At 59.0% G+C, this 26465-nt stretch carries 24 protein-coding genes and 1 tRNA gene; 12 read left to right on the top strand and 13 right to left on the bottom strand.

Annotation, left to right across the window (positions count from 1 at the left end; translation table 11 throughout):
• The first annotated feature begins 262 nt into the window (after positions 1 to 262).
• The 4 genes from ACTG2S_RS09330 (at position 263) to ACTG2S_RS09315 (ending at position 2955) form a co-directional block, all read left to right on the top strand.
• Positions 263 to 1063, top strand: a complete 801-nt coding sequence (locus ACTG2S_RS09330) for a transporter substrate-binding domain-containing protein (protein ID WP_439982374.1) — start codon at positions 263 to 265, stop codon at positions 1061 to 1063.
• A 99-nt stretch (positions 1064 to 1162) separates the two neighbouring features.
• Complete coding sequence (locus ACTG2S_RS09325; protein WP_274160375.1) at positions 1163 to 2122, top strand: amino acid ABC transporter permease; 960 nt, start codon at positions 1163 to 1165, stop codon at positions 2120 to 2122.
• Positions 2106 to 2228, top strand: coding sequence for a hypothetical protein (locus ACTG2S_RS09320; protein ID WP_265345369.1), 123 nt, complete (start codon positions 2106 to 2108; stop codon positions 2226 to 2228). Before ACTG2S_RS09325 ends, ACTG2S_RS09320 begins: the two co-directional genes overlap by 17 nt.
• Positions 2212 to 2955: an amino acid ABC transporter ATP-binding protein gene (locus tag ACTG2S_RS09315; protein WP_005350722.1), complete on the top strand. Its 744-nt coding sequence runs from the start codon at positions 2212 to 2214 to the stop codon at positions 2953 to 2955. The genes ACTG2S_RS09320 and ACTG2S_RS09315 overlap by 17 nt, the downstream gene beginning before the upstream one ends.
• A 107-nt stretch (positions 2956 to 3062) precedes the next feature.
• Here ACTG2S_RS09315 and ACTG2S_RS09310 read toward each other — a convergent pair whose 3' ends face one another.
• A complete protein-coding gene (locus ACTG2S_RS09310) occupies positions 3063 to 3854 on the bottom strand; it encodes a substrate-binding periplasmic protein (protein WP_274160374.1) in 792 nt (263 codons plus the stop codon).
• Positions 3855 to 4022: 168 nt separating this feature from the next.
• Here ACTG2S_RS09310 and ACTG2S_RS09305 point away from each other — a divergent pair, with 168 nt between their 5' ends.
• Positions 4023 to 4862: a sterol desaturase family protein gene (locus ACTG2S_RS09305; RefSeq protein WP_194496712.1), complete on the top strand. Its 840-nt coding sequence runs from the start codon at positions 4023 to 4025 to the stop codon at positions 4860 to 4862.
• A gap of 111 nt (positions 4863 to 4973) precedes the next feature.
• Here ACTG2S_RS09305 and ACTG2S_RS09300 read toward each other — a convergent pair whose 3' ends face one another.
• The 9 genes from ACTG2S_RS09300 to tadA all read right to left on the bottom strand — a co-directional run bounded on the left by ACTG2S_RS09300 (position 4974) and on the right by tadA (position 16084).
• The gene (locus tag ACTG2S_RS09300) at positions 4974 to 6389 is read right to left on the bottom strand and encodes a basic amino acid/polyamine antiporter (RefSeq protein ID WP_439982373.1); all 1416 of its coding nucleotides are present in this window, start codon (positions 6387 to 6389) and stop codon (positions 4974 to 4976) included.
• Between the two features lie 9 nt (positions 6390 to 6398).
• A complete protein-coding gene (locus ACTG2S_RS09295; protein ID WP_439982371.1) occupies positions 6399 to 7301 on the bottom strand; it encodes a homocysteine S-methyltransferase family protein in 903 nt (300 codons plus the stop codon).
• Positions 7302 to 7594: 293 nt separating this feature from the next.
• Positions 7595 to 8137: a hypothetical protein gene (locus ACTG2S_RS09290; protein ID WP_439982368.1), complete on the bottom strand. Its 543-nt coding sequence runs from the start codon at positions 8135 to 8137 to the stop codon at positions 7595 to 7597.
• 19 nt (positions 8138 to 8156) lie between these two features.
• Positions 8157 to 9476: a hemolysin family protein gene (locus ACTG2S_RS09285; protein WP_005334094.1), complete on the bottom strand. Its 1320-nt coding sequence runs from the start codon at positions 9474 to 9476 to the stop codon at positions 8157 to 8159.
• Between the two features lie 190 nt (positions 9477 to 9666).
• Positions 9667 to 10377, bottom strand: coding sequence for a phosphate signaling complex protein PhoU (gene phoU, locus ACTG2S_RS09280; RefSeq protein WP_005334097.1), 711 nt, complete (start codon positions 10375 to 10377; stop codon positions 9667 to 9669).
• 85 nt (positions 10378 to 10462) lie between these two features.
• Positions 10463 to 11281, bottom strand: coding sequence for a phosphate ABC transporter ATP-binding protein PstB (gene pstB, locus ACTG2S_RS09275; protein ID WP_005334102.1), 819 nt, complete (start codon positions 11279 to 11281; stop codon positions 10463 to 10465).
• A gap of 133 nt (positions 11282 to 11414) precedes the next feature.
• A complete protein-coding gene (gene pstA, locus ACTG2S_RS09270; RefSeq protein WP_005359546.1) occupies positions 11415 to 13064 on the bottom strand; it encodes a phosphate ABC transporter permease PstA in 1650 nt (549 codons plus the stop codon).
• A 32-nt stretch (positions 13065 to 13096) separates the two neighbouring features.
• Positions 13097 to 15334: an ABC transporter permease subunit gene (locus tag ACTG2S_RS09265; protein WP_439982367.1), complete on the bottom strand. Its 2238-nt coding sequence runs from the start codon at positions 15332 to 15334 to the stop codon at positions 13097 to 13099.
• A 204-nt stretch (positions 15335 to 15538) separates the two neighbouring features.
• Positions 15539 to 16084, bottom strand: a complete 546-nt coding sequence (gene tadA / locus ACTG2S_RS09260; RefSeq protein ID WP_050498476.1) for a tRNA adenosine(34) deaminase TadA — start codon at positions 16082 to 16084, stop codon at positions 15539 to 15541.
• Positions 16085 to 16333: 249 nt separating this feature from the next.
• On the opposite strand from tadA, the gene ACTG2S_RS09255 reads away from it, so the two are divergent.
• From ACTG2S_RS09255 to aceA, 4 genes are all read left to right on the top strand, one after another.
• Positions 16334 to 16410 (top strand) — tRNA-Pro (locus ACTG2S_RS09255).
• Positions 16411 to 16633: 223 nt separating this feature from the next.
• Positions 16634 to 16774, top strand: coding sequence for a hypothetical protein (locus ACTG2S_RS09250; RefSeq protein WP_005334106.1), 141 nt, complete (start codon positions 16634 to 16636; stop codon positions 16772 to 16774).
• Between the two features lie 688 nt (positions 16775 to 17462).
• Complete coding sequence (gene aceB, locus ACTG2S_RS09245; RefSeq protein ID WP_274160371.1) at positions 17463 to 19070, top strand: malate synthase A; 1608 nt, start codon at positions 17463 to 17465, stop codon at positions 19068 to 19070.
• 73 nt (positions 19071 to 19143) lie between these two features.
• Positions 19144 to 20457: an isocitrate lyase gene (gene aceA, locus ACTG2S_RS09240; protein ID WP_088869417.1), complete on the top strand. Its 1314-nt coding sequence runs from the start codon at positions 19144 to 19146 to the stop codon at positions 20455 to 20457.
• A gap of 105 nt (positions 20458 to 20562) precedes the next feature.
• Here aceA and hda read toward each other — a convergent pair whose 3' ends face one another.
• From hda to upp, 3 genes are all read right to left on the bottom strand, one after another.
• On the bottom strand, positions 20563 to 21264 hold the full coding sequence (gene hda, locus ACTG2S_RS09235; protein WP_021231044.1) for a DnaA inactivator Hda: 702 nt from the start codon (positions 21262 to 21264) through the stop codon (positions 20563 to 20565).
• 102 nt (positions 21265 to 21366) lie between these two features.
• Entirely contained in the window at positions 21367 to 22386 is a 1020-nt protein-coding gene (locus ACTG2S_RS09230) for a DUF2066 domain-containing protein (RefSeq protein WP_274160370.1), read from the bottom strand.
• 150 nt (positions 22387 to 22536) lie between these two features.
• The gene (gene upp, locus ACTG2S_RS09225) at positions 22537 to 23163 is read right to left on the bottom strand and encodes a uracil phosphoribosyltransferase (RefSeq protein WP_005334115.1); all 627 of its coding nucleotides are present in this window, start codon (positions 23161 to 23163) and stop codon (positions 22537 to 22539) included.
• Positions 23164 to 23339: 176 nt separating this feature from the next.
• On the opposite strand from upp, the gene purM reads away from it, so the two are divergent.
• The 3 genes from purM (at position 23340) to ACTG2S_RS09210 (ending at position 26462) form a co-directional block, all read left to right on the top strand.
• Complete coding sequence (gene purM, locus ACTG2S_RS09220; protein ID WP_216951164.1) at positions 23340 to 24377, top strand: phosphoribosylformylglycinamidine cyclo-ligase; 1038 nt, start codon at positions 23340 to 23342, stop codon at positions 24375 to 24377.
• Positions 24374 to 25012 (top strand): phosphoribosylglycinamide formyltransferase, encoded by a 639-nt coding sequence (gene purN / locus ACTG2S_RS09215; protein WP_247822476.1) that lies wholly within the window; start codon positions 24374 to 24376, stop codon positions 25010 to 25012. The genes purM and purN overlap by 4 nt, the downstream gene beginning before the upstream one ends.
• Before the next feature lie 124 nt (positions 25013 to 25136).
• Positions 25137 to 26462, top strand: a complete 1326-nt coding sequence (locus ACTG2S_RS09210; RefSeq protein WP_274160369.1) for an IS4 family transposase — start codon at positions 25137 to 25139, stop codon at positions 26460 to 26462.
• The last annotated feature ends 3 nt before the right edge of the window (positions 26463 to 26465 follow it).

The following is a 26465-nucleotide window of genomic DNA, read 5'->3' as shown; positions in this document are numbered from 1 at the left end:
TAGATAGATATGTTGTTTTCGTGTGATTTTATGAATGAAGCCATGAGCAATAAATGCCTCTAACCTGTTGAGTCTTCTGACACAATCTGTTTTTGGTACATTTTTCACTCAACCACTATTCATAGCATCTCATATGGGGCTTTTGTCCCGCTCAAGACATTCATCCTGTCTTGCCTGTTGCCGGATGCAGCAGTCTCTTGTGCCACGGAGTCGCACGGGATCAGGTTCAAGGCCGAACACACCACCGACAGAGACGTCACTTATGATCAAAAAACTGATTCTTTCTACCCTGCTGTTTTACGGGATCGCCACGGCGGCCCCGACCCCAGCCCCTACTTCCACCCTGGATGCCGTGCTCGAACGCGGCGTGCTGCGAGTCGGCTTCGACGCCGGTTATCAACCCTTCGAGATGACCAACAAGCAGGGCCAGTACATCGGCTTTGATGTGGATCTCGCCAAGATGGTCGCCAAAGAGATGGGCGTGAAGGTCGAATTCGTCAACACCGCTTGGGATGGCATCATTCCGGCGCTGCTGACCAACAAGTTCGACGTCATCATGGGCGGCATGACCGTCACGCCCCAGCGCAACCTGCGGGTCAACTTCGCCGATCCCTACATCGTGGTCGGCCAGACCATAGTCCTGCGCAAAGAGAAGGCGGGCGAAATCAAATCCTTCACCGACCTCAACGACCCGAAATACAAGATCGCGGTCAAGCTCGGCACCACCGGCGAGCAGGCAGTCAAGCGCCTGATCCCCAAAGCCACCCTGCTGCAGTTTGAAACCCAGGATGACGCCAAGCTGGAAGTGATCAACGGCAAGGTCGATGCGTTCGTCTATGACCTACCCTACAACGCTATTTTCGCCTCCCAGAATCAGGGCGCCGTGGTGCACCTCGACAAGCCGTTCACCTTCGAACCGCTGGCCTGGGCCATCCGCAAAGGGGATCAGGACACCCTCAACTGGTTCAACAACTACCTGCGCCAGATCAAGGGCGACGGCAGCTACGACCGCCTCTACAAGAAGTGGTTCGAATCCAACGCCTGGCTGAATCAGCTCAAATAACCTCCTGGGGGCGGCACATGCCGCCCCTGCACCACGCAGCTCCCCACACAATAACGAGAAGAGGTTGTGACTGTGCACACACCCAAACCGACAAGACAGATGGAAAAACAGCCCAATCAGCTACTCTGGCATGGGGTTTTCCTGCTGATGCTGCTGGTTGCCGTATTCGGCATCTACAAGGCTGTCCAGTCAGTGGATTACACCTGGCGCTGGGAACGCATTCCCCAATACATCGCCTATCAGGCGGAGCAGAAGAATGTCGCCGAATTTGACGGTACCGTGATGGCAGGTACCAGCGAGGCCGAGAAGGGCAAGCTGTTCCTGCAAGACGATCTCGACCCCAATGTGCGGCAAGCCATCGCCAGCACCGGCATACAAGTCGCCGAAGGGGATACCGTTTTTCGTGGCGATACCCTCGACACCCAACTGAGCTGGACCGCAGGCCCCATCGCCTGGGGCGTCTGGGTCACCGTCAAGCTCTCGCTGGTAGCAGGCATCTTCGCCATCCTGCTCGGCACCCTGGCCGGGCTGGCGCGTCTCTCCCCCAATCCGGCCCTGCGCAATCTGGCCATCACCTATGTGGAACTGATCCGCGGTACACCGCTGCTGGTGCAGATCTTCATCGTCTACTTCTTTATCGGTACCGTGCTGAACCTCGACCGCTTCACCGCCGGGGTCGCCGCGCTGGCCGTCTTTACCGGGGCCTATGTGGCGGAGATCGTCCGCGCCGGTATCAGCTCCATCCACAAGGGGCAGATGGAGGCGGGTCGCAGCCTGGGTATGACCTCGGCCCAGACCATGCGCTATGTCATCCTGCCGCAGGCATTCAAGCGGGTACTGCCACCGCTGGCAGGCCAGTTCATCAACCTCATCAAGGACTCCTCGCTGGTCTCGGTCATCTCCATCACCGATCTGACCAAGGCGGGGCGCGAGGTGGTGAGCTCCACCTTCAGTCCGTTCGAGGTATGGTTTACCGTCGCCCTGCTCTATCTGGTGCTGACCGGCACCCTCTCTTTCCTGGTACGCCGTCTCGAGGTGAAATATGCACGCAGCAACTGACCCCATCATCAAGGTGCAACAGGCGTCGAGAAGTGCAGCCATCACCGACACCCTCTTCGCCTTCCCGGTTCGTTTTCTGGAGGCGAAATATGCGCGCAGCAACTGATCCCATCATCAAAGCGACCGGCGTAGAGAAGTTCTACGGTAGCGAAGTGCATGCCCTGAAAAATGTCAGCACCCAGGTCGCCGAAGGGGAAGTGGTGGTGATCGTCGGCCCCAGCGGCTCGGGCAAGTCCACCTTCCTGCGCACCCTCAACCAGCTGGAGACCATCAACGACGGCAATATCGTGGTCGACGGTATCTGCCTGACCGAGCCGGGCGATGTCAACAAGCTGCGGGAAGAGGTGGGCATGGTGTTCCAGTCCTTCAACCTCTTCCCCCACCTGACGGTGCTGGATAACATCTGCCTCGCTCCGCAGAAGGTGCGTGGCCTGTCGCGCCGTGAGGCCGAAGACAGAGCCAAGGCGCTGCTGCTGAAAGTGGGGCTGTCGGTGAAAGCGGCCAGCTATCCCTCCCAACTCTCCGGCGGTCAGCAACAGCGGGTGGCCATCGCCCGGGCGCTCGCCATGCAACCACGCATCATGCTGTTTGACGAGCCCACCAGTGCGCTCGACCCCGAAATGGTGGGGGAAGTGCTGGATGTGATGAAGGGGCTGGCCCGCGAAGGAATGACCATGGTGGTGGTGACCCACGAGATGGGCTTTGCCCGCGAGGTGGCGGATCGGGTGCTCTTTATGGAGAGTGGCGAACTGCTGGTAGATGAAAAACCGGCCGATTTCTTCGACAATCCCCCCTCCCCGCGTCTACGCCAGTTCCTCAGTCAGGTGCTGTAGCCAACATGCTCTGCTGGATAAACGAAGAGGGACCGCAAGGTCCCTCTTCTTGTGTGTCACGCTGAGCAGGCTTAACCCAGCTGAACCCGAGTGCCCCTCTCATCGGCTCAGCGCGGGGACTTTCCCAGATAGCGCTCCACGATCACTTTCACTCCGTCACGTTTTTTGAGCTGATAGAGCTCCTTGTCAAACTGGTCGATAAAGTCCTGTTTGTAGGGGTACTCCCCCTTGCGGCTGTATCCGAGAAACCCCTGCTCCTTGCTGAGTACCGGACCCTGTTTGAGCAGGGACATATCGGCCACTGCCAGCTGATCGGCCTTTATCATGTTGAGTAACTCATAGAGCAGGGAGAGGCGATCATTGATGGTGCAATCGACCCGGCCGCGGACAATCTTGAGCAGGTTCTCCCGATTGCTTTTCACCTCCTCCACGTCGATCTGCTTCCCCTTCACCGCCTGCCAGAAGGCATCGCCGCCAACGGCAAAGCCGGCGTTCATGCCAAAGCGCAAACCGTGATAGTCGAGCGGAAACCTGGACTGCGGGGTATTGGCTGCCACACTGGCGCCGCACATCACCACCAGCTCCTCATCCAGCATCGGCTGGGAGTAGGGCCACATATAAGGGCGGGTGTCGGGCATGTAGTAGGGTGGAAAAATAGCGAAGGCGGTCCCCTGTTCCACCATGCTCAGACCGCGCCGCCACGGCATGGGCTTGAGCACCACCTCATAGTCAGGCATGGCAGAGGTTACCTCTCGGATGATGTCGGCATAGATCCCCCTGACCTCCTCCCCCTCCTGCCAGGAGTAGGGGGGATAGGCGGCATCCGCCAGGATATCGACCCGGGTCTTGGCGTGCGCCATCATGCACAACCCCAGCAACAAGCAACACCAGACGCGCATAAGCCAGCACCTCCTGAAAAAGCCTCCATCAAGCATAGCCATCCAGCGCGCCTTCCTCTGCTGCCGCGCCATATTTCATGCCATCTCTTCGTTGGCAGAAAAATGTTAATGAATTATTAACCCCATCCTTTATGCTGGAGAGCAATTGCTCTGAATGGATGGCCGCATATGGATGTGCAACTGCTTTTGCTCTACCTCTCCCCGATTTTTCTGGCCTTTATCGGCTGGGAGATGCTCTACCTGCGCAAACATGGCGCGGCCTTTCCAACCGCCACCTACCAGTGGCGGGATCTGTTCGCCAACGCAGCCCTGGCCCTGATGCACCAAGGGGGCGATGCGCTGGCGGCCATCGCCATTGCTTATCTGTATGACACCCTCTGGGGCTGGCGACTGTTCGATATCGAGCTCACCTTCTGGAGCGTACTACTGCTGTTCCTGTTGCAGGATCTCTGTTACTGGCTGTTCCACTTCACCAGCCACCATGTGCGCTGGCTGTGGGCCTCCCACGTGGTGCATCACAGCTCGGAGCGCCTCAACCTCTCCACCGCCTTTCGCCAGAGCCTGATGTATCCCATCTCCGGCATGTGGCTGTTCTGGATCCCGATGATTGTCATCGGCTTCCCGCCCGAGGCAGTGGTCGCCACCGTGCTGCTAAGCCTGGGTTTCCAGTTCTTCGTCCACACCCAGGTGGTAGGCAAACTCGGCTGGCTTGAGTGGCTCTTCAACACCCCCTCCCACCACAGGGTGCACCACGCCAGCAACGCCAAATACATAGACCGCAACTTCGCCGGGGTGCTGATCATCTGGGATCGGCTGTTCGGCACCTTTGTGGAAGAAGACCCGGCCGAGCCGTGTCGCTTTGGCATCACCAAGCCTATCCACAGCTTCAACCCCCTCACTCTCACCTTCCATGAGTGGCGCGACATGCTGCGTGACGCCCGTGGCCTACCCTGGCGACAAAAGCTCGCAGTGCTGTTTGGCAAACCGGCCGGACCTGCCAGCCGCTGAGCCTTCGCATCGAATAGCAACTCCCGGATAGCAAGCCCCTGATAACCAGTCCCTGATAACAAGAGAGCGCCACTGTGGCGCTCTCTTTTATGGTCAATCAAATCTTCGATATCAGAGATGGGCGAACGACCAGACGGCGGGGATCAGGCTCAGCAAGGTCACTCCGGCCAACAGCCGCTCGCGGCCACTCAGGCAAAGATCTGTGCCCAGCTGACGGCGGCTGTAGAGAAACAGCAGCAGACCCGGCCCGTAGAGCAACAACGACAGCAGCAGATACTCCACCCCGGCGGCATAGAGCAGCCAGAAGCCGTAACCGCTCGACACCAGTGCCACCGCCCGCATCAGGCCTCGGCCCTGCCCGCGATCCCCCTTCTTGCTGAACGAAAGCTTGAGCAAGAACAGGCCGATCAGCAGGTAGGGCACCAAAATCATCGAGGTAGAGATAAGCAGCAGGCTGGTGTAGCCCTTGCCGAGCAGCCACACCAGCAGCAGGCAAGTCTGCACCGTCAAGCTGCTGAGCCAGAGCGATGCGATAGGCGTCCCGTTGCGGTTCTGGCGCCGGAAGATGGCGGGAAACGCGCCGTGGCGGGCCGCGCTGAACGGCACCTCCGCCGAGAAGAGGGTCCAGCTCACGTAGGAGGCAAGCACCGAGACGATCAGGCCGACGCTGATGAGCAGCTTGCCCCAGGATCCGGTCATCTGAGCCATCAGCCCTGCCATGGAGGGGTTGGGCAGCGCCGCCAGCTCGGGCCGACTCAATATTCCGAGCGCCAGCACCGAGATAAGCACATAGAGCAGCAGCGCCAATAGCACCCCAAGCACGGTGGCCGTGCCCACATCCCGCCGGTTTCTGGCGCGGGCCGACAACACCGCGGCCCCCTCGATACCGGTGAAGACCCAGAGGGTGATCAGCATGGTGTTGCGCACCTGCTCGGAGACCGGCACCGCCAGGGTGCTGCCCTGCTGATCCGCCGCGAAGGTGACCGGATCGAACCAGTAACAGGCAAACAGGATAAACAGCAGCAGCGGCAGGCTCTTGGCCAGAGTCGCCACCAGATTGAACAGCGCCGCCTGCTGCACGCCACGGGCCACCAGCAGGTGCACCGCCCAGAGGATGCAAGACTCGCCGATGAAGGCCGCCAGGGTATTGCCGTCACCAAACCAGACCTGCTCCGGCGTATCGACAAAGCTGCCCAGCGCCGCAAAGGCGATGACCAGATAACCCACCACGCCGATGGTGGCGCAGAGCCAGTAGCCCCAGGCGGAGAAGAAGCCCACCAGATCGCCAAAACCGGCGCGGGCGTAGCTGTAGATACCGCCGTCGAGATCCGGCCTTAACCGCGACAGATAGAGAAAACTCATGGCGAGCGCCAGGATGCCCACCCCCGTCACGCCCCAGCCGATCAGCACGGCGCGGGCGCCTGCCACCTCGGCCATGTTCTGGGGCAGGCTGAAAATCCCCGCCCCCACCATGGAACTGAACACCAGCGCGGTGAGGGACCAGAGCCCAATCTTGCTCTCTTTCATGGAAGCTCCTTAGCGCAACCGGCTGCTCAGCGCCTGAATATGCTCGGGGCCGATGCCGCAGCAACCGCCGATCAAGTTCGCACCGGCTGCGCGCCAGCGCTCGGCCCAGCCAAGGTAATCCAGCGGCCCCAGATCGGCGCGGATCTCGTCCAGCCCATCATTGGCGGTGGCCTCCTTGGGTTGCGGCGGGAAGGCGTTGGCATAGGCACCGAGGCGAATGTCAGCGCGGCCCAGCGCCTGCAATCGGGCGCTGGCCACCTCGAGCGCCCCCTCGATCACCTCGGGCTGACAGCAGTTGAACAGGATGGCATCGGCTCCGGCCGCCACCAGCGCGCTAACCGCATCAGCCACCTGTTCGCCGGAGCGCAGTCGCGGCTCGTTGCCCGGCGCCTCATCTTCCAGCGTGAAGGAGACCCAGAACGGCTTGCCATCGTCAGGCAGCAGCGCTTTCAGGGCCAGTGGCTCGGCAATCAGGCTCATGGTCTCGGCCAGCCAGATATCCACATAAGGGGATAGCGCCCGGATAAGCGGCGTCGCCAGCTCGCTCACCCGGTCCGCCTTGAACAGGTCGGCACGGTAGGAGCCAAACAGCGGTGGCAGAGAACCCGCCACCTGCACGGCGCCCTTCTGCTCGTCAGCCACCTCACGGGCCAGCTGACCGGCCAGCGCTGCCAACCCCTCCCCGTCGGCAAAGAAACGCTCATCGCCGATATGAAACGGCACCAGCGCATAGCTGTTGGTGGTAATGACCCGGGCACCGCTAGCCACATAGGCCTGATGCACGTCACGCACCGTCTCTGGCGCCTCCATCAAGGCCAGCGCCGACCACTCGGGTTGACGAAACGGTGCCCCTCGCCGTGCCAGCTCGCGCCCCATGCCCCCATCCAGCACCCACAATTCCCTGGTTTCCATCTGTCGTGTCTCTTTGTTATGTGCGTTGTTTATTTGCGTATTTATCTGTTTGTTTTGTTGATCTGCGGTTTCGCATCGAATCGCTGCAGATCGTCCTGCTTCATCCTGGGAAGCCCTCTTATTATGCAGCCATAAAAACATATAGATGTTTAGATGGCCAAAACAAGATAAAACAAAGTGTCACGGGCGGCAATCAGTATCAGCAGAAATCAGCGTGCAAACGGCGAGGCAAACGCAGAAATGCAAGAGGCCACCCAAAGGTGGCCTCATCACAATCTTGATCCGCTGGCAGTTTAACGCCCGGCCAGCACTCGCTTGATCTGTTTGACCCAGTCGGAGACTCGACCCTGCTGCGGCAAACCGCGCCAGATCTGCTCCCACTGGGCAGGGCTGAGCGGACGACCGAGGCGACGCTGCACACCCGCATAGAGGTAGTCATGGGCCGTGGTGGCCGCATGCTCGGAGGTGAGGAATTTGGAGACCGGATCGGTCAACCGCACATCCCGCATGCCGAGCAGCGGATAGTCGTTGTGCACCGCCGCTAGCATGGTCTCGCGCATGGCGGACTCGATATAACCACGGGCAAACAGAGCGGTCACCGACTCCAGCGATCCCTGATCCGGGCCGTGGTACTGCTCATCAAAGACCGGGCTCGGCTCGGCCATGCCACTTTGTACCACCGCATCGGGATCCGGCTGCGGCACGACCACGGCAGGCTTGGGGGTTACCGGCTTGGCTACCACTGTGGCTTTACGCGGCGCACTCTGACTACAGGCACCCAGTGCCAGGGTGAGCGCGACACAGGCCAGCGCACGGGAATGAGACTGCATCTTCATGACTCTTATGTCGCTCCTTTTACGATTCCTGAGCTGGCTTCTCGGCAACAGCCGGTTCGACCCGGGTAACCAGCAGTTGATCAATCTTGTAACTGTCGATATCCACCACTTCGAACTTGTAACCGGCGTATTTGACCGAGTCAGTGCGCTTGGGGATCTTGCGCAGCATATACATGATAAAGCCGGCGATGGTCTCGTAGTTCTGGTTCTCGGGGAACTCTTCGATATCGAAGGCGCGCATCACGTCGGAGATGGGGGTGACCCCGTCCACCAGCCAGGAGTTCTCGTCGCGCTGGACGATCTGCTCTTCCACCACGTGGGTGGCCCACTCGCCCATGACGGTACTCATCAGGTCGTTCATGGTGACAATCCCCACCACCAGCGCGTACTCGTTCATCACCACGGCAAAGTCGCCACGATGATTCTTGAAGTACTCCATCGCTTCATAGAGGTTCAGGGTATCGGGGATGATGATGACGTTCTGCACCAGGTTGCCACCGATCAGGTCGATGCTCTGGCCGCCGATAACGCGGATCAGCAGCTCTTTGGCATCGACAAAGCCCTTGATGCTGTCGAGGTTGTGGTCACAGACCAGAAACTTGTTGTGGGGATGTTCGGCGATCTTCGCCTTGATGCTCTCTTCACTCTCTTGCAGGGTGAAGTAGATGAGGCTCTCGCGGGCCGTCATGGCAGAGGTGACACCAAGGGACTGCAACTCGAACACGTTCTCGATGAGCTGATGCTCCTCGCGCTGGATAACCCCCGCCTCGGCACCGGCATCCATCACCGCATAGATATCGTCGGAGGTGATCTCGTCATTACGCACCGTGGATACGCGCATCAGACGAAACAGGGAGTTGGCCAATCCGTTAAAGACCCACACCAGCGGCATCAGCACGGTGACGAAGAAGAGCATGGGGCGCACCACCACCACGGCAATCTGCTCGGGCATGGTCATTGCCAGACGCTTGGGCATCAGATCGGCGATCAGGATAAACATGCCGGTGACGAACACGAAGGAGGCACCGGAGCTGATCTCGCCAAGCCAGGGGCCCTGGTAGAACTGGGAGACAATCCCCTTGATGGCGGGGTTGAGGGCAGACTCACCCAGGATACCGCCCAGAATGGCGACGGTATTGAGGCCAATCTGCACCACGGTGAAAAAGTTGCCCGGCTGGGCCTGCAGGGCCAGCACCTTTTCGGCCTGGCGATTACCTTCATCCGCCATCACCTGCAATTTGATTTTGCGAGACGCGGCGAGAGAGATCTCGGAGAGGGAGAAGAACACACTGCCGCCAACCAGCAGCATTAAAAAGAACAAACTATCGGCAAAACTCATGATTAACCTATTGCTACACCCGCCTTAGCACAAGACGGCAAACTGGGCCCGGGAGACCGGACCGTGAGCCCATCCGGGACTCACACAGGGGGAGTATTCTATCAGAAAACAGCCAGTTGGGGGCTTTATCTTACTCCGACCAGTTATGCAACAAAAAAGGCGCTTCACGCGCCTTTTTATTCACTTCCGGTTAGCCCTTGCCCAGCAAGGTGCCCAGATCGTCCGCCTTGGTGTGGCGCACATCCTTGCCTTTCACGTAGTAGACGATGTACTCGCAGATGTGCTGGCAGCGATCGCCAACCCGCTCGATGGCTCGCGCCGCCCACAGGACGTTGAGCACCTGGGGGATGGTGCGGGGATCTTCCATCATATAGGTCATCAGCTCGCGGATGATGGACTCGTACTCGCGGTCTACCTTGTCATCTTCCTTGTAGACCGCCAGCGCCGCATCCAGATCCATGCGGGCGAAAGCGTCGAGCACATCGTGCAGCATCTTGATGGTGCGACGGCCCATGTTCTCCAGAGACACCAGCGGCGGCTGCGGCTTGTTGGCGTTGTCGGTCAGCATGCGGGCGATCTTGTCAGCCACGTCGCCAATGCGCTCCAGATCGGTGATGGTCTTGATGATGGCCATCACCAGTCGCAGGTCGGAGGCAGTCGGCTGACGCTTGGCGATGATGCGGGTGCACTCCTCGTCGATCGCCACTTCCATCGCGTTGACCTTGTGGTCGTTAGCCACGATTTTACGCGCCGCATCGAGATCCTGATCGTGGATCGCCGCGATGGCGTCGGTGAGCTGCTGCTCCACCAGACCGCCCATCACCAGCACCTGGTTGCGCACGCTCTCTAGCTCGGCATTGAACTGACCGGAGATGTGTTTATTGAGGTTCATATTGTCCATACAAATAATCCTTGATTGCTCCGATTATGCCTTAGCCGTTGAACCGACTGCCAATCTGTTTGCTGAGATTCATCCTCTCCTCTCCTTAGCCGTAACGACCGGTAATGTAATCTTCGGTCTTTTTCTTGGCCGGGGTGGTGAAAATGGTGTTGGTATCCGAGTACTCGATAAGCTCGCCCATATACATGAAGGCGGTCTGATCCGACACGCGCGCAGCCTGTTGCATGTTGTGGGTCACGATCACCACGGTGAACTGGCTCTTGAGCTCGTTGATCAGCTCCTCGATGGTGAGGGTGGAGATGGGGTCGAGCGCCGAGGTCGGTTCATCGAGCAGCAACACTTCCGGCTCGATGGCGATGGCACGGGCAATCACCAGACGCTGCTGCTGACCACCGGAGAGACCGAAGGCGTTGTCATGCAGACGATCCTTCACTTCGTCCCACAGGGCCGCACCGCGCAGGGAGCGCTCGGCCGCTTCATCCAGAGTACGGCGATCATTGATCCCCTGCAGGCGCAGACCATAGACCACGTTCTCGTAGATGGACTTGGGGAACGGGTTCGGGCGCTGGAACACCATGCCCACCTGACGGCGCAGGGCGGAAACATCGACGCTCTTGTCATAGATGTTGTGGCCGTGCAGTTGGATTTCTCCCTCGATGCGGCAGATCTCCACCAGATCGTTCATCCGGTTGATGCAGCGCAGCAGGGTCGATTTGCCACAGCCTGACGGGCCGATAAAGGCGGTCACCTGCCCTTTGGGGATCTTCATGTTGACGTTGAACAACGCCTGCTTGCTGCCGTAGTACAGGTTGAGATCCTTCACCTCCAGCGCGGTCTGCTCCGGGGTCAGGTTGAGCAGGTCCAGCGCGGTGTGCTGGGTAGACGTGGTCGTTACGTTGATCATCTGTTACCTCAAAATCTATCTGGAGTGGCCGGACAGCTGCCGGCGCCCCTCACGTATTGGTGCAGAGAGATGGCGGCTCGCGCTCGGCCGCCCCTCTGTTAACTCACTCTTGTATCACTCAAGCGGCGCCGGATTAATGCTCCAGCGACCGGAATTTCTCGCGCAAGTGGTTACGAATACCGATAGCGGTCAGGTTCAGACCCACGATCACCGTCACCAGCAGGAAGGAGGTGGCGTAGACCAGCGGGCGGGCCGCCTCGACGTTGGGGCTCTGGAAGCCGACGTCATAGATGTGGAAGCCCAGGTGCATGAACTTGCGCTCCACATGCAGATACGGGAAGTTGCCATCCATCGGCAGGGTCGGTGCCAGTTTTACCACCCCCACCAGCATCAGCGGCGCCACTTCACCGGCTGCACGGGCAATCGCCAGAATAAGGCCGGTCATGATGGCCGGGCTCGCCATCGGCAGCACGATGCGCCACAGGGTCTCGGCTTGGGTCGCGCCCAGTGCCAGCGAGCCCTGACGGATGGTGCTCGGGATCCGCGCCAACCCCTCTTCGGTGGAGACAATCACCACCGGCAGGGTCAGGATGGCCAGGGTCAGCGCCGACCAGATCACGCCGGGTGAACCAAAGGTCGGGCTCGGCAGCGCTTCCGGGTAGAACAGCTGGTCTAACGAACCGCCGAGAGTGTAGACGAAGAAGCCCAGACCAAACACGCCGTAGACGATGGAGGGCACGCCCGCCAGGTTGATCACCGCGATGCGGATGATCTTGGTCAGGCTGTTCTTGCCCGCATATTCGTGCAGGTAGACTGCCGCTACCACCCCCAGCGGGGTCACGATGATCGCCATCAGGAACACCATGAAGACGGTGCCGAAGATGGCCGGGAACACCCCACCCTCGGTGTTGGCTTCACGGGGATCGTCAGAGACGAACTTACCGATCTGGTGGAACCAGTGACCCACCTTGGCCAGCAGGCTCATGTCGTTGGGCCATACCACATCCAGTACCTTGGACATCGGCATGGTCACCAACTCGCCACGCATATCCTTGACGGTGATGGCGTCGCGGTCCGCTTGGCTACGCAGTGAGAAGAGCTCTTTTTCCAGCACCTGATAGCGATCGTTGAGAGCCTGACGCTCGCTGGCCAGTTCGGCTTTGAGCTGATCGGTCAGTTTGTCGTCCAGCTCGGCCTTGCGCTCTTTCAGGCGCAGCCGCTCCAGTTGATAGTTGATGCTGCCGATGTCCCCTTTTTGCAGATCGTTGGCCTGTTCGGAGAGGGCATTGGCTCGCGCCAGCACCCGCTGCAGGGCAGGATGCAGATCAGAGGTGAGCTCGCGGCCATCCTCTTTCACCCCGACGATATAGCCGTAGAAGTTGCCGTTAGTGGCACGCTCAACCATGGCCAGCTCAGCCGGCTGGCTCTGGGACTTGATGTCCGTCTCCAGCACCCAGCGAAAATCGAGGTCAACGAACTCACGGTTGCCGGTCTTGACCAGATAGCGAGTCAGCAGCTCGCGCTCTTCCCCTTCCAGCGCCAGACCTGCAGCGCGCAGTCGCTCCACCGGTACCTGCTCGCGATCGTTGATCTCGCCGATCAGTACGCTCTTGTTGCCACTTGCGTCTTCAAGCTGCCACTCATAGATGGGGTGCGGCCAGAAGTAGACCAGACCACGCCAGCCGATCAGCAGCAGCAGACCCAGTACCGCCACCAGACTCAGGCTGACGGCACCGCCGGTCATCCAGATCCAGGGGGCCCCTGATTTAAACCACTTACCCATTGTCGATTCCTTGTCCATTACAGAGTCGCCCCTTACATCGAGCTGTATTTTTCACGCAACCGCTGACGGACAAACTCGGCCAGGGTGTTGAACAAAAAGGTGAACACAAACAGGACGAAGGCCGCGAGGAACAGTACCCGATAGTGGGAGCTGCCCACTTCCGATTCCGGCATCTCCACCGCGATGTTGGCGGCGAGTGTGCGCAGCCCCTGGAACATGGAGAAGTCCATGATGGGGGTGTTGCCGGTAGCCATCAGCACGATCATGGTCTCGCCCACGGCGCGGCCAAGCCCCATCATCACGGCCGAGAAGATGCCCGGGCTGGCAGTGAGGATCACCACCCGGCTCAGGGTCTGCCACGGGGTGGCCCCCAGCGCCAGCGAGCCCTGGGTCAGGTGCTTGGGCACCGAGAAGACCGCATCTTCAGCGATGGAGAAGATGGTGGGGATGACCGCAAAGCCCATGGCGATACCGACCACCAGCGAATTGCGCTGGTCAAACTTGATGCCCATTTCGTGAGTCAGCCAGATGCGCGAATCGCCGTGCATAAAAGCATTCTCGATGAGCGGGCTCAGGGCGAAGGCCCCCCAGCCAATCAGCAGTAGCACCGGGATCAGCAGGATGGCGTGCCACCCTTCAGGCACCCAGGACTTGCCGCGCTCCGGCAGATAGTTCCAGAGCAGAGCAGTCAGCAGCATCCCCATCGGCAGCAATATCAGCAGCAGGATCACCCCGGGCAACGCACCCTCGATGATGGGCGCCAGCCACAGACCCGCCAGGAAGCCCAGGATAACAGTCGGCAGCGCCGCCATGATCTCGACCGTCGGCTTGACGTATTTGCGCAGCCCCGCCGACATAAAGTAGGCGGTATAGATGGCACCGGCCACACCGAGCGGCACAGCAAACACCATGGCGTAGAAAGAGGCTTTCAGCGTACCGAATACCAGCGGCACCAAACTCAGTTTGGCTTCAAAGTCGTTGCTGGCGGAGGTGGATTGCCACACATACTGGGGCTCCGGATAGCCTTCATACCACACCTGTTGCCAGAGGGCAGACCAGGTCACTTCGGGGTGTTCGTTCTCCACCGAGAAGAGCTTGAAGCTGTTCCCTTGCTGCATCAGCAACAGGTTGTGACGGGGGGAGATGGCCAGAGCAGAGAGTTCGCCCCCTTCCACCGTCTCGGTCAGCAGCTTGGTCTCGCCGGTGGCGTGGAAGAAGCTGATGATGCCGTCCTTGTCGGCACTGATGAAGCCTTTGCGAAAGTGCTCGGGAGTCAGCAGATCTACCGCGCCATCGCCCTTGAAGTCACGAATTTGGGTGAACTGGCGTTTGCCATCCTTCGCCACTTCGAACCACTGTGAAATCACGCCGTTGTCATTACCCACCAGCAGTGAAGAGGCGCCGGAGAGCAGCTGAACCCGGGTCACATTGGCGTTGGGGGCATTGATCTCCAACACGTTGCGCAGGGAGATTTCGCTCAGGTTATGAATGTCATAGACGGAGAGGCGATTACCCTCGCGCACGAACAGGATCCGCAGATTGGGGGTCAGCAACATCTGATCCACATGGCGCGGCAGGGAGGGAATCGTGTAGTTTTCACTGCTCCACTCAATCTCCCCGGAGATGAAGTTCTCCTCACCGTTCATCACCGTCATCACGCCACGACCATCTTCGGTCACGGCGGCGGTCGCCATCTTGTCCTTGGTGGCTTCGAACACCATCAGTTGCAATGCCTTCCCTTGCGGGTCGATCACCACAGGCTCTTCGCCGAAGGGATATTGCAGGCTGGGTTCAATCACCCGAACATCGTTGGGATAGGAAACCTTGAACGCTGGCTGGACGACCTGCGCCTTGCCATCGGCAAAGCCGTAAGCGATCAGCCGCTGGCCCGGTGCCGGGGTCGCTACCGTGGTGATGTCACCAGCAACCTGAGCCTGACCCAGTGACTGGCCGACCTTGATCTTGTCATCTCCCTGCACCGCAAAGAAGTTGACCTGCCCTTTATCGCTGAAGCGATAGCCGATCTCGTTCTGCTCTTCCACGCCGAGCCAGGCGGTCTTCCCTGCGGCAGGCAGGGTAAACGAGGCGGTCGGCTCCATGGAGGCGCCATTGAAGATGGGTTTCACCACATAGAGCAGATAAAAGAAGATAAGCAGCAGCGCCACCAGTACCAGGGCTCCGCCTGTGGTGACGCCATATTTGGCCAATTTATCCTTGATCCGGCGTTTTCTACTGCCCGCCATGACCAGGTTTAACGATTCCGATGACATGCAAGACCTCAATGTAAGCTAGGCTTCGCGGCATTATATGGCGGTTGCATGACAGTTTTGTTACATCAAGAACGCTTTAACAGAGGTTGTTAGCGGAAAAATGGGCGGGGATCCCTTCGAAGGCGGGCGAGCGTAATATATTGTTTATAAAGGGATATTTATGCTGATAATCAGCGAGGGCAGCCTGCGCTGCCCCCGAATGATTCAGGAAAGGGTATCGTTTGATTGTTGCAACGCCAGTTTGGCCGCCTTTTTCTCGGCGCGGCGGCGCTTGAAGAAGGCCGACAACTGGGCCGAGCAGGCATCGGCCAGCACGCCGCCGGTCAGCTCGACACTGTGGTTGTGGCGCGGGTCCTGCAAGATCTCGAACACCGACCCCGCCGCGCCAGTCTTGAGATCTCGGGCGCCGTAAACCACCCGCTTGACCCGGCTATGGATCAGCGCACCGGCACACATACAGCAGGGCTCCAGCGTCACATAAAGAGTGGTGTCGAGCAGGCGGTAGTTCGCCAGCTGCTTGCCCGCCGCCCGGATTGCCATCACCTCGGCATGGGCACAGGCATCGTGTTCGCTGATGGAGCGGTTCCACCCCTCTCCCACCACCTGACCATCCAGCACCAGTACGGCACCGACCGGGATCTCGCCAATCCCTTCGGCCCGGGCGGCCAATGCCATGGCATGGCGCATCCACTGTTCGTCCTGCTCGGTCTGACTCGGTATTTCTGGGACCTCTGATGGTTTCACGCCCATCCCCTCTTTATATTGTTCAATTGTGCTGTTTGCATTCCAGCTATCCATACCTGTCAGATGAATCCATAGATAGCAGGCATGATAGCTCGCGGTGACAGGGCGGCGATTATGCCAAATCTGCACGTCAGACCCAAGCCGCATCCCGACTGAGCAATAAAGAAGCAATCGGCATCTCTATGATAAAAAAGGAGTTGCACCCGTTTGGCCATGCTATTAGACTTCCTCCCCGTCAGCCGAGTCTGACTCCGTCGGTGTGTAGCGCAGCCAGGTAGCGCATCTGCATGGGGTGTAGAGGGTCGGAGGTTCGAATCCTCTCACACCGACCATTTTCCCCGAGAATAGCCCAGTCGAACGACTGGGCTATTTTTTTGCCTCCGATTTATCCTCCTGACAACGCCAGCCTACCAAGAACAAAAAACACTCAGAACCACTTGAATCTTTTTGCCGAACTCATTAAGATGCGCAACTTTCCGCCGGTAGACAACACAGGGAGGTGGAAACACGAGTGAAGGGATCACTGTCCGGCTTGCGTGCAACACAGGACCAGGCATGAACCAGAACACCGATTTCGCACCCGCCATTACGCTTTATTCCGTTCCTCACGACACCCCTTGCCACACCGAAAGCGAAAATGAACAGGTCATCCAGCTGGATGTGATCGATCTTGCCGAACCGGATGATGACTATTGAGCCCGGCCAGATGGCCGCTCAATCACTGGGGCATCGCCTGTTCAACACACTCAGTTTCACACCCTTGGCGAGAAATCTGCAAAAAACGACAAACTGCTAATTCTATCAAAGATGGCAGTATTATTGACTGATGCGTCTCCCCCTTCCCTCTCCAGCATCCCCCCCGACAATTGATACAAACCTACGTTATTGCGCTTCACTTTCCATCGTTGCAACCGCTGGTGCCAACAGAGCCTGCATCACCAAGCCAAGTTTAAAACGCACGTTCACTAACTAGGTCTAGCAATAGCAAAACATTCATTGTCACATTCAAACGCACTTTATACGGCTGTTTTGGCAAAGCCTGGAGTTAGGTCGGGATTTGTTTTTGCATTTGTAATTTTATTACGTAATAAGTTACAGAACGAGGCTCAGGGTAACGGCCCAAATTAGCCGTTGTCCGATGGGAAAAAGCAGGAGCATAACCATCTGCGTAGAGCTTTTATACCAACCAAATAAAGCAATAAAAAACATAAACTTAACCATATCGAAAAAACAGGCGTTTAAAAAAAACTGTTGACGTATTCAACAATATTTCGCACCTTATCAATCGTGTTACCCCGTTGTTGCGGGAACGTTTCAGGAACAGGGATTCGACTTTAGTCGTAGTTAGTAAGTTCAAAATGTAATTCTCAAAGGAGTGAACCTTATGTCGGCACCGGCTCAGACCCACTGCAGCGCCCGCCTTCGCATCCAAGGCGAGATGCTACCCGAATACGCGCAAATTCTGACGCCGGACGCGGTGGCTCTGGTCTCCGAACTGGTGGAACGTTTTGCTCCCCAAAGAGGGGAATTGCTGAAACAACGTGTGGCACGCCAGGCCCGTATCGACGGCGGCGAGCTGCCGGACTTCCTGCCGGAAACCGCCCACATACGTGAAGGTGACTGGACCATTCGCGGCATTCCCGCCGACCTGCAAGACCGCCGTGTGGAGATCACCGGCCCGGTCGAGCGCAAGATGGTGATCAACGCCCTCAACGCCAACGTCAAGGTGTTCATGGCGGACTTCGAGGACTCACTGGCCCCCGCCTGGAACAAGGTGATCGAGGGCCAAATCAACCTGCGCGATGCGGTCAACGGCACCATCTCCTACACCAGTCCGGAAGGGAAGGCCTATACCCTGAACGCCGATCCGGCCGTCCTCATCTGCCGGGTGCGCGGTCTGCACCTGCCGGAAAAACATGTCACCTTCGATGGCGAGCCCATCCCCGGTGGCCTCTTCGATTTTGCCCTCTACTTCCTGCACAACTATCAGGCGCTGCTGGCCAAAGGCTCCGGCCCCTACTTCTACGTGCCCAAGTTGCAGAGCCATCTGGAAGGGCGTTGGTGGAGCGAGGTGTTCGCCTGGACCGAGGACAAGTTCGGCCTGCCCCGCGGCACCATCAAGGCCACCGTGCTGATTGAAACCCTGCCGGCCGTGTTCGAGATGGATGAGCTGCTCTATCAGATGAAGGATCACATCGTCGCCCTCAACTGCGGCCGCTGGGACTACATCTTCAGCTATATCAAAACCTTGAAGAACCATCCGGATCGGGTGCTGCCTGATCGTCAGGTGGTAACCATGGACAAGCCGTTCCTCTCCGCCTACTCGCGGCTGCTGATCAAGACCTGTCACAAGCGCGGTGCGCTGGCGATGGGTGGCATGGCCGCCTTTATTCCGGCCAAGGACGCTGCCGTCAACGAGCAGGTCTTCGCCAAGGTCAAGGCCGACAAGGAGCGCGAAGCCAACAACGGCCACGATGGTACCTGGGTCGCCCACCCGGGCCTCGCTGATACCGCCATGGCGGTGTTCAACGCCACCATTGCGGCTGGCGCCAAGAACCAGATCGGCGTACTGCGTGAGCAGGATGCCCCCCTCACCGCCGCCGACCTGCTGGCACCCTGTGAGGGCGAGCGCACCGAGGCGGGGATGCGCACCAATATCCGGGTCGCCCTGCAATATCTGGAGGCCTGGATCAACGGCAACGGCTGCGTGCCCATCTACGGTCTGATGGAAGATGCCGCCACCGCCGAGATCTCCCGCACCTCCATCTGGCAGTGGATCCGCCACGGCAAGAGTCTGTCGAATGGCAAGGTGGTGACCAAAGAGCTGTTCCGCCAGATGCTGGCCGAGGAGCTGGAGGTGGTCAAAGCCGAGGTGGGCGCCGCACGCTGGCAGGCAGGACGCTTTGCCGAGGCGAGCGAGCTGATGGAAGAGATCACCTGCGCCGACACCCTGATCGATTTTCTGACGCTGCCCGGTTACGAGCGGCTCTGAATCACGGGCCCCCAGCGGGGCTCGCCAATAACAAGTCAATGGAAACGTGAAATCAATGAAAGAGGGAACTGATATGGCACTGACCCGTGAGCAACAGATCCAGGCTATCGAGAAAGACTGGGCGGAAAACCCCCGCTGGAAAGGGATCAAGCGCGGCTACAGCGCCGAAGATGTGGTAAACCTGCGCGGCAGCTTGCAGCCGGTTCACACCCTGGCTCAGCGCGGTGCCGACAAGCTGTGGGGCCTGATCCACGGCGACGCCAAGAAAGGCTACGTCAACTGCCTCGGCGCCCTGACCGGCGGTCAGGCAGTACAGCAAGCCAAGGCGGGGATCGAGGCGATCTACCTCTCCGGCTGGCAGGTGGCGGCGGACAACAACTTGTCCTCCACCATGTATCCAGATCAGTCCCTCTACCCGGCCAACTCCGTACCGTCCGTGGTGGAGCGCATCAACAACTCCTTCGCCCGTGCCGACCAGATCCAGTGGGCCAACAAGGTCGGGCCGCAGGATGAGGGTTTTATCGACTACTTCCTGCCGATCGTGGCCGATGCGGAAGCCGGTTTCGGTGGCGTATTGAACGCCTTCGAACTGATGAAGGGAATGATTGAAGCGGGCGCCGCTGGCGTGCACTTCGAAGATCAGCTCGCTTCCGTCAAGAAGTGCGGCCATATGGGTGGCAAGGTGCTGGTACCGACTCAGGAAGCGGTGCAGAAGCTGGTTGCTGCCCGTCTGGCAGCTGATGTGTGCGGCACCACCACCCTGGTGATCGCCCGTACCGACGCCAACGCCGCTGACCTGTTGACCACCGACGCAGACCCGTACGATGCAGACTTCCTGACTGGCGAGCGCACAGCTGAAGGGTTCTACAAGGTGCGTGCTGGTATCGATCAGGCCATCGCTCGCGGTCTGGCTTACGCCCCCTACGCTGACATGGTGTGGTGTGAAACCGCCAAGCCGGATCTGGACGAAGCGCGTAAATTTGCCGAAGCGATCAAGGCCAAGTTCCCGGATCGCATCTTGGCCTACAACTGCTCCCCGAGCTTCAACTGGAAGAAGAATCTGGACGATGCCACCATCGCCCGCTTCCAGCAGGCGCTCTCCGACATGGGCTACAAGTACCAGTTCATCACCCTCGCGGGTATCCACAACATGTGGTTCCACATGTACGAACTGGCCTACCAGTACGCCCGTGGCGAAGGGATGAAGCACTACGTCGAGATGGTGCAGGAGCCGGAATTTGCCGCCGCCAGCCGTGGCTACACCTTCGTAGCCCACCAGCAGGAGGTCGGTACCGGTTACTTCGACAAGGTGACCACCGTCATTCAGGGTGGCCAATCCTCGGTCACCGCGCTGACCGGCTCCACCGAAGAAGATCAGTTCCACTAATAAGAGAGCTGCCTTGAAATAGCAAAACCCCGGCCTGAAGCCGGGGTTTCTTTTTATCTGCCATTCAAACGAAAGTCAGGCCACAACCGCACACCGCAGAGAGGATCAGAGCTCGAGGATCTCTTTGACAAAGGGAATGGTCAGCTTGCGCTTGGCGCGAAATGAGGCGTTGTCGAGCTGATTGAGGGTGGTGAGCAGGGTGCGCATATCGCGGGAGAGTCGGTTGAGCAGGAAGCGGCCCACATCGATGGGCAATTTGAAGCCCCGCAGCTCGGCACGCAGCTGCAGGGCACTGAGCTTGCCTTCATCATCCAGCTCTTCGAGATGGAAACTGACACCCCAGTCGAGGCGCGAAGCGAGATCCGGCAGTTGCAGTCCCAGTTTGCGCGGTGCGCTGCAGCCGGTGACCACCAGCGTCCCCTCGCCCTTCTCCTGCCAGCGGTTGTAGAAATCGAACAGGGCCCGCTCCCACACGGCATTGCCGGCGATCGCCTCAAGGCTGTCGAGACAGACCAGCGGCAGGCTTTCGAGGGCATCGAGCATGCTGGGGTCGAGCTGTTCAAACTGATCGAGAGAAAGATAGGCCGCCGCCGCATCGCGGGCGTTGACCTCGGCACAGGTGGCGTGGAGCAGATGAGAGCGTCCGGATCCCTTGGCTCCCCAGAAATAGAGGAAAGGCGATCCCTGACCGATGGCCGCATTCTTGAGGGCGGTGATCAGATGAGCATTGGTGCCGGGATAAAAACTGACGAAGGTTTCATCATCCGGTAGTTGTACGGCTAAAGACAGTTGGGCCGGTTGCTTCACTCGTTGGGCTTTGACTGTGACATTTGTGGCTAAGTGTATCATCGCAAAGGCAGATAGAGAACCGCCCGGACAGGCCGGGCGGTCTACAAAAGCCTTATAAAATCAGGGCTGCGACCATTGGTAACACAAACCGCTGCCATTATCGTCAACCTTGCGCAAACGACTCTCAAGTTGCAGCGCCCGCACCAGTTCGGCCTGATCCCCTTGCAGGGTAAAGTTGAAGGTGACCTGGTCCCCCTCCAGCTTGCCGATCGCCACCTTGCTGACGTTGGCCATCCCCTGCAGCATCTTCTGCACGGCGATCATGCTGTCCACTTCGGAGAGGCCATCCACCACCAGGGTCTGGCTGGTTGCCGGACCCGAAATGCGAGCACCGTAGTTTTTCACCAGCCAGGCCGCCAGGGTATCGGCAAGCCCTTGCGCCACTTCGGCCTGAGTGCCGGTGCTATTGCCACGGGTCAGCTCGGTCACTTCACCGGCCGCTTTGGGGCCGTAGAGTCCCCAATCGATGCTCCACTTGTCACCTTCCGGTGTCAGCTTGCCCAGCACCACCATCTCGGCGCCATAGCGCTGGCTTGCCTGCAAAATCGGGTCGGCAAAGCGTCCCCAGACGTCGGTGGCACTGACCGCCATGTTGTCATCGAGATCCATCAGCGGAATGCTGATGGGCAGCCCCAGCATCTGGGCCTGCTCGCGCAAGGCTTGCGCCCAACCATCGCTGGATTGATCCGCCAGCAAGCGACGCTCACCCTGATCCACCACCAGCCAGATGGCCATTTGGGGACGAGCCGGGCCAAGCAGGGCAAACTGGCTCTCGGAAACCAGGCTGTTGACCTTGTCACTCTTGAACTCGGCTTTCAGATACTTGACGGAGTCCTGATCCTGATAACCATAGCTTTTGACATAGTCGCCCGGGGCCGCCAGCGCCTTGACCACCACCGGCTGGGTGAGGATGTCACGCTTGCCGGTCACCTTGATCAGCACCTGACCCAGTGCCTGCCCCTGAGCGGCCACCATGTCACCACTGGTCGGGGCCTTGCCCTGATAGAGGTCGGTCACCTGAGCGGCCGAGGCCATGAATGACAAGCCGCAGCAGAGGGCGGTCACAACACGTTTGAACATGAACAGAGTCTCGAAATGGGAGAGTGTGCTTATGGTAGCGGCAAGGCGCATCCTGCGGCAAGGCTGGCACAAGCGGCCACAAACAGCAGAGCCGGCGATGCGCCGGCTCCGATCACCCCTTCCACATGGGAAGCGGGTCAAGGCATTAACTTATTTGGTACCGAAGATCTTGTCGCCTGCATCGCCCAGACCCGGCACGATGTAGCCTTTCTCGTTCAGCCCCTGGTCGACAGAAGCGCAATAGAGCTCTACGTCAGGGTGAGCGGCTTCCAGCGCCTTGATCCCTTCCGGCGCGGCAACCAGTACCAGCACCTTGATGGATTGGCAGCCTTTCTTCTTCAGCAGATCGATAGTGGCGATCATGGAACCACCGGTGGCCAGCATCGGATCGATGACCAGCGCCAGACGCTCTTCGATGTTGCTGACGATCTTTTCGAAATAGGGAACCGGTTGCAGGGTCTCTTCATCACGGTAGATACCGACCACGCTGACGCGGGCACTCGGCATGTGCTCCAGCACGCCATCCATCATGCCAAGGCCGGCACGCAGGATGGGTACGACGGTTACCTTCTTGCCCTTGATCTGGTCAACTTCTACTGGCCCATTCCAGCCATCGATGATAACCTTCTCGGTTTCGAAGTCAGAGGTCGCTTCATAGGTCAACAAACTGCCCACTTCTTTGGCCAGTTCACGGAAACGCTTGGTGCTGATATCGCCTTCACGCATCAGACCGATCTTGTGTTTGACCAGGGGGTGTTTGACTTCAACGACTTTCATTATTATCTCCTCTAACCTGCCGCAAAAAAATCGCGGAATCATACAACAAAAGCCACCGCTTGTAGAGCATTTCCGCGCAAAAACGCGCAAACGATTTCCTTTCTGGTTTTTCACCGCCACTGTTAGAATACGCCCCGAATTTTACCCTCCACTTCTTTACATGACGGGGAATACTCGTGACTGACAAAACCTCACTGAGCTACAAGGATGCTGGCGTAGATATCGATGCCGGCAATGCACTGGTTGAACGTATCAAGGGCGTGTCAAAGCGCACTCGTCGTCCTGAAGTCCTTGGTGGTCTTGGCGGCTTTGGGGCCTTGTGTCAAATCCCTGCGGGCTACAAGGAGCCGGTACTGGTCTCCGGTACCGATGGTGTGGGCACCAAGCTGCGGCTGGCCATCGACCTGAAGAAGCACGACACCGTGGGCATCGATTTGGTGGCCATGTGCGTCAATGACCTGATCGTACAGGGCGCCGAGCCGCTGTTCTTCCTCGACTACTATGCAACCGGCAAGCTGGACGTGGACACCGCGGCCGCGGTGGTCACCGGGATCGGTGCCGGTTGCGAGCAATCAGGCTGTGCCCTGGTGGGCGGCGAGACCGCCGAGATGCCGGGTATGTATGAAGGGGAAGACTACGACATCGCCGGTTTCTGCGTCGGTGTGGTGGAGAAGAGCGACATCATCGACGGCAGCAAGGTCGGTGAAGGGGATGCCCTGATCGCCCTGGCCGCCAGCGGCCCTCACTCCAACGGCTTCTCCCTGATCCGTAAAATTCTGGAAGTCTCCAAAGCCGACGTGCATCAGCCGCTGGGTGACCGTACCCTCGCAGATGCCTTGCTGGAGCCGACCCGCATCTATGTGAAACCTGTGCTCAAGCTCATCAAGGAGTGCGAGATCCACGCCCTCTCCCACATCACCGGCGGTGGCTTCTGGGAGAACATCCCCCGCGTATTGCCTGCCAATACTCAAGCGGTGATCGACGAGCAGAGCTGGCAGTGGCCGGCGGTGTTCAGCTGGCTGCAGCAGGCTGGCAACGTTACCCGTCACGAGATGTATCGCACCTTCAACTGCGGCGTCGGCATGATCATCGCCCTGCCCGCCAACCAGCTGGAGAAGGCGCTGACCCTGCTCAAGGCAGAAGGCGAGAACGCATGGCACATCGGTCATATCGCCAAGGCAGCAGACGGTGAGGAGCAGGTCGTCATCAAATGATGCGGATCCTCGTCCTAATCTCTGGCAGCGGCAGCAACCTGCAGGCGATCCTCGACCACTGCGCCAGCGGCAAGATTGCCGGTGAAGTGGTCGGCGTCATCAGCAACAAGGCCGATGCCTATGGCTTGGTTCGCGCCAAAGAAGCAGGCGTGGCGACCTCCATTCTGGCCCAGCAGCAGTTTGCCAGCCGAGAGGAGTATGACGCCGCCCTGCTGGCGCTGATGGCAGACTATCAGCCGGATCTGGTGGTGCTGGCCGGGTTTATGCGGATATTGAGCGGCGATCTGGTGCGCCATTTCGCCGGGCGAATGATCAATATCCACCCCTCCCTGCTGCCCAAGTATCAGGGACTGCACACCCACCAGCGCGCTATCGATGCCGGTGACAGTGAACACGGCGCCAGCGTCCACTTCGTCACCGAAGAGCTGGACGGGGGCCCGGTGATCCTGCAGGCCCGCGTGCCCATCTTTGAAGGGGACAGTGCGGACGAGGTAGCGGCACGGGTACAGGCGCAGGAGCACAGCATCTATCCGCTGGTGGTACGCTGGTTCTGCGAAGGCAGGCTGCAGATGGTAGATGGCGCCGTGCAACTGGATGGCGCCCTGCTGGGCCCCGCTGGTTACGCCTGCGAGTAAGCAGACGTCTTGTCGAAATGTGAAAAAGGAGGCCGATGGCCTAATGCCGATCAGTTAAGGATCCATTGACCGATCCTCCTGATGTGTAAAAATCCGAAACCTGTTGATTGGTTTCGGATTTTTTATGCGTATCGACCAGGCTCTCGATTTCCTGCACGCCAGTAATGCCGCTCAGTTTGAGTCACTCTCCGACCTCATTCCCAACGAGTTCATCACCACTCTGCTCGCCGAAGAGGATGTCGTGACCCTGCGTCGCCGCCGTATGCCCATGGAGCGTCTGGTCTGGGCCATCATCGGCATAGCCATCTTCCGCCACGTCCCCATGACCCAGCTGGTCAATCAGCTCGATATCCTGTTGCCCGGCGATCGCCCCTTCGTCGCCCCCAGCGCCTTCCTGCAAGCTCGCCAAAAACTGGGGGACAAGAGCATCGAACGCCTGTTTCACGAGACCGCCTCGCGTTGGCACCAGCAGGCCAACCACCCTGGTTGGGCCGGGCTGCAACTGCTCGCCGTTGATGGCGTGATGTGGCGCACCCCCGATACCCCAGACAATGCCGCCGCCTTTGCCAAGCCCGGTACCCTGCAGGGCGAAACCGCCTATCCGCAGGTGCGCATGCTCTGTCAGATGGAGCTGACCAGTCACCTACTTGTGCAGGCGGTCATGGAGAGCTGCGCCGTCAACGAGATGGTGTTGGCCGAACAGCTTGTCGCACGCACGCCGGACCACTCGCTCACCCTGTTCGACAAGGGGTTTTACTCTCTCGGTCTGCTCCACGCCTGGCAAACCGCTGGCTGCGAGCGGCACTGGCTGCTGCCACTCAAAAAGGGCACGCAATACGAGGTGGTGCGCAAGCTGGGGCGTCAGGATGTGCTGGTGCGTCTCAAAACCAGTCCACAGGCGAGGAAGAAGTGGCCGCACCTACCTGACACGGTGGAAGCCCGCTTGCTGACCCGACACATCAATGGCAAGGCGCGCCAAGTATTGACCTCAATGGTCGACCCGATGCGTTTCCCGGGGGCCGACATCGTTGAGCTCTACAGCCACCGCTGGGAAATCGAGTTGGGCTATCGGGAGATGAAGCACAGCCTGCAACAACACTGGCTCCTGCGCAGCAAAAAGGCGGCAGGGATACGGCAAGAGCTGTGGGGCGTGCTGCTGGCGTACAACCTGCTGCGTAGCCAGATGGTAAAGATGGCAGCGAGTCTGAAGGGATACACGGCAAGTCAGCTGAGTTTTCACATGGCATCGGTGTACCTCATCCATGAACTGAGCTGCATGCCGTACCTGTCACCGGGGAGTATTCCGAAGCGGGTGGCGGAGCTGGATAAGCAGGCGGGGCAGTTTGTATTGCCGGAGCGAAGGGAGCGGAGTTACCCCCGCTGCGTGAAGCCAAGACAACAAAAGTATACGGTGCAAAAAGCCAATAAAAACAATGCCAGTCAGGCTTAACTG

This window comes from Aeromonas sp. 82P, assembly GCF_051919365.1.
Classification (GTDB): domain Bacteria; phylum Pseudomonadota; class Gammaproteobacteria; order Enterobacterales; family Aeromonadaceae; genus Aeromonas; species Aeromonas veronii.
The sequence above is the reverse complement of the archived record's forward strand: the minus strand, read 5'-3'. Positions and strand labels throughout refer to the sequence as shown.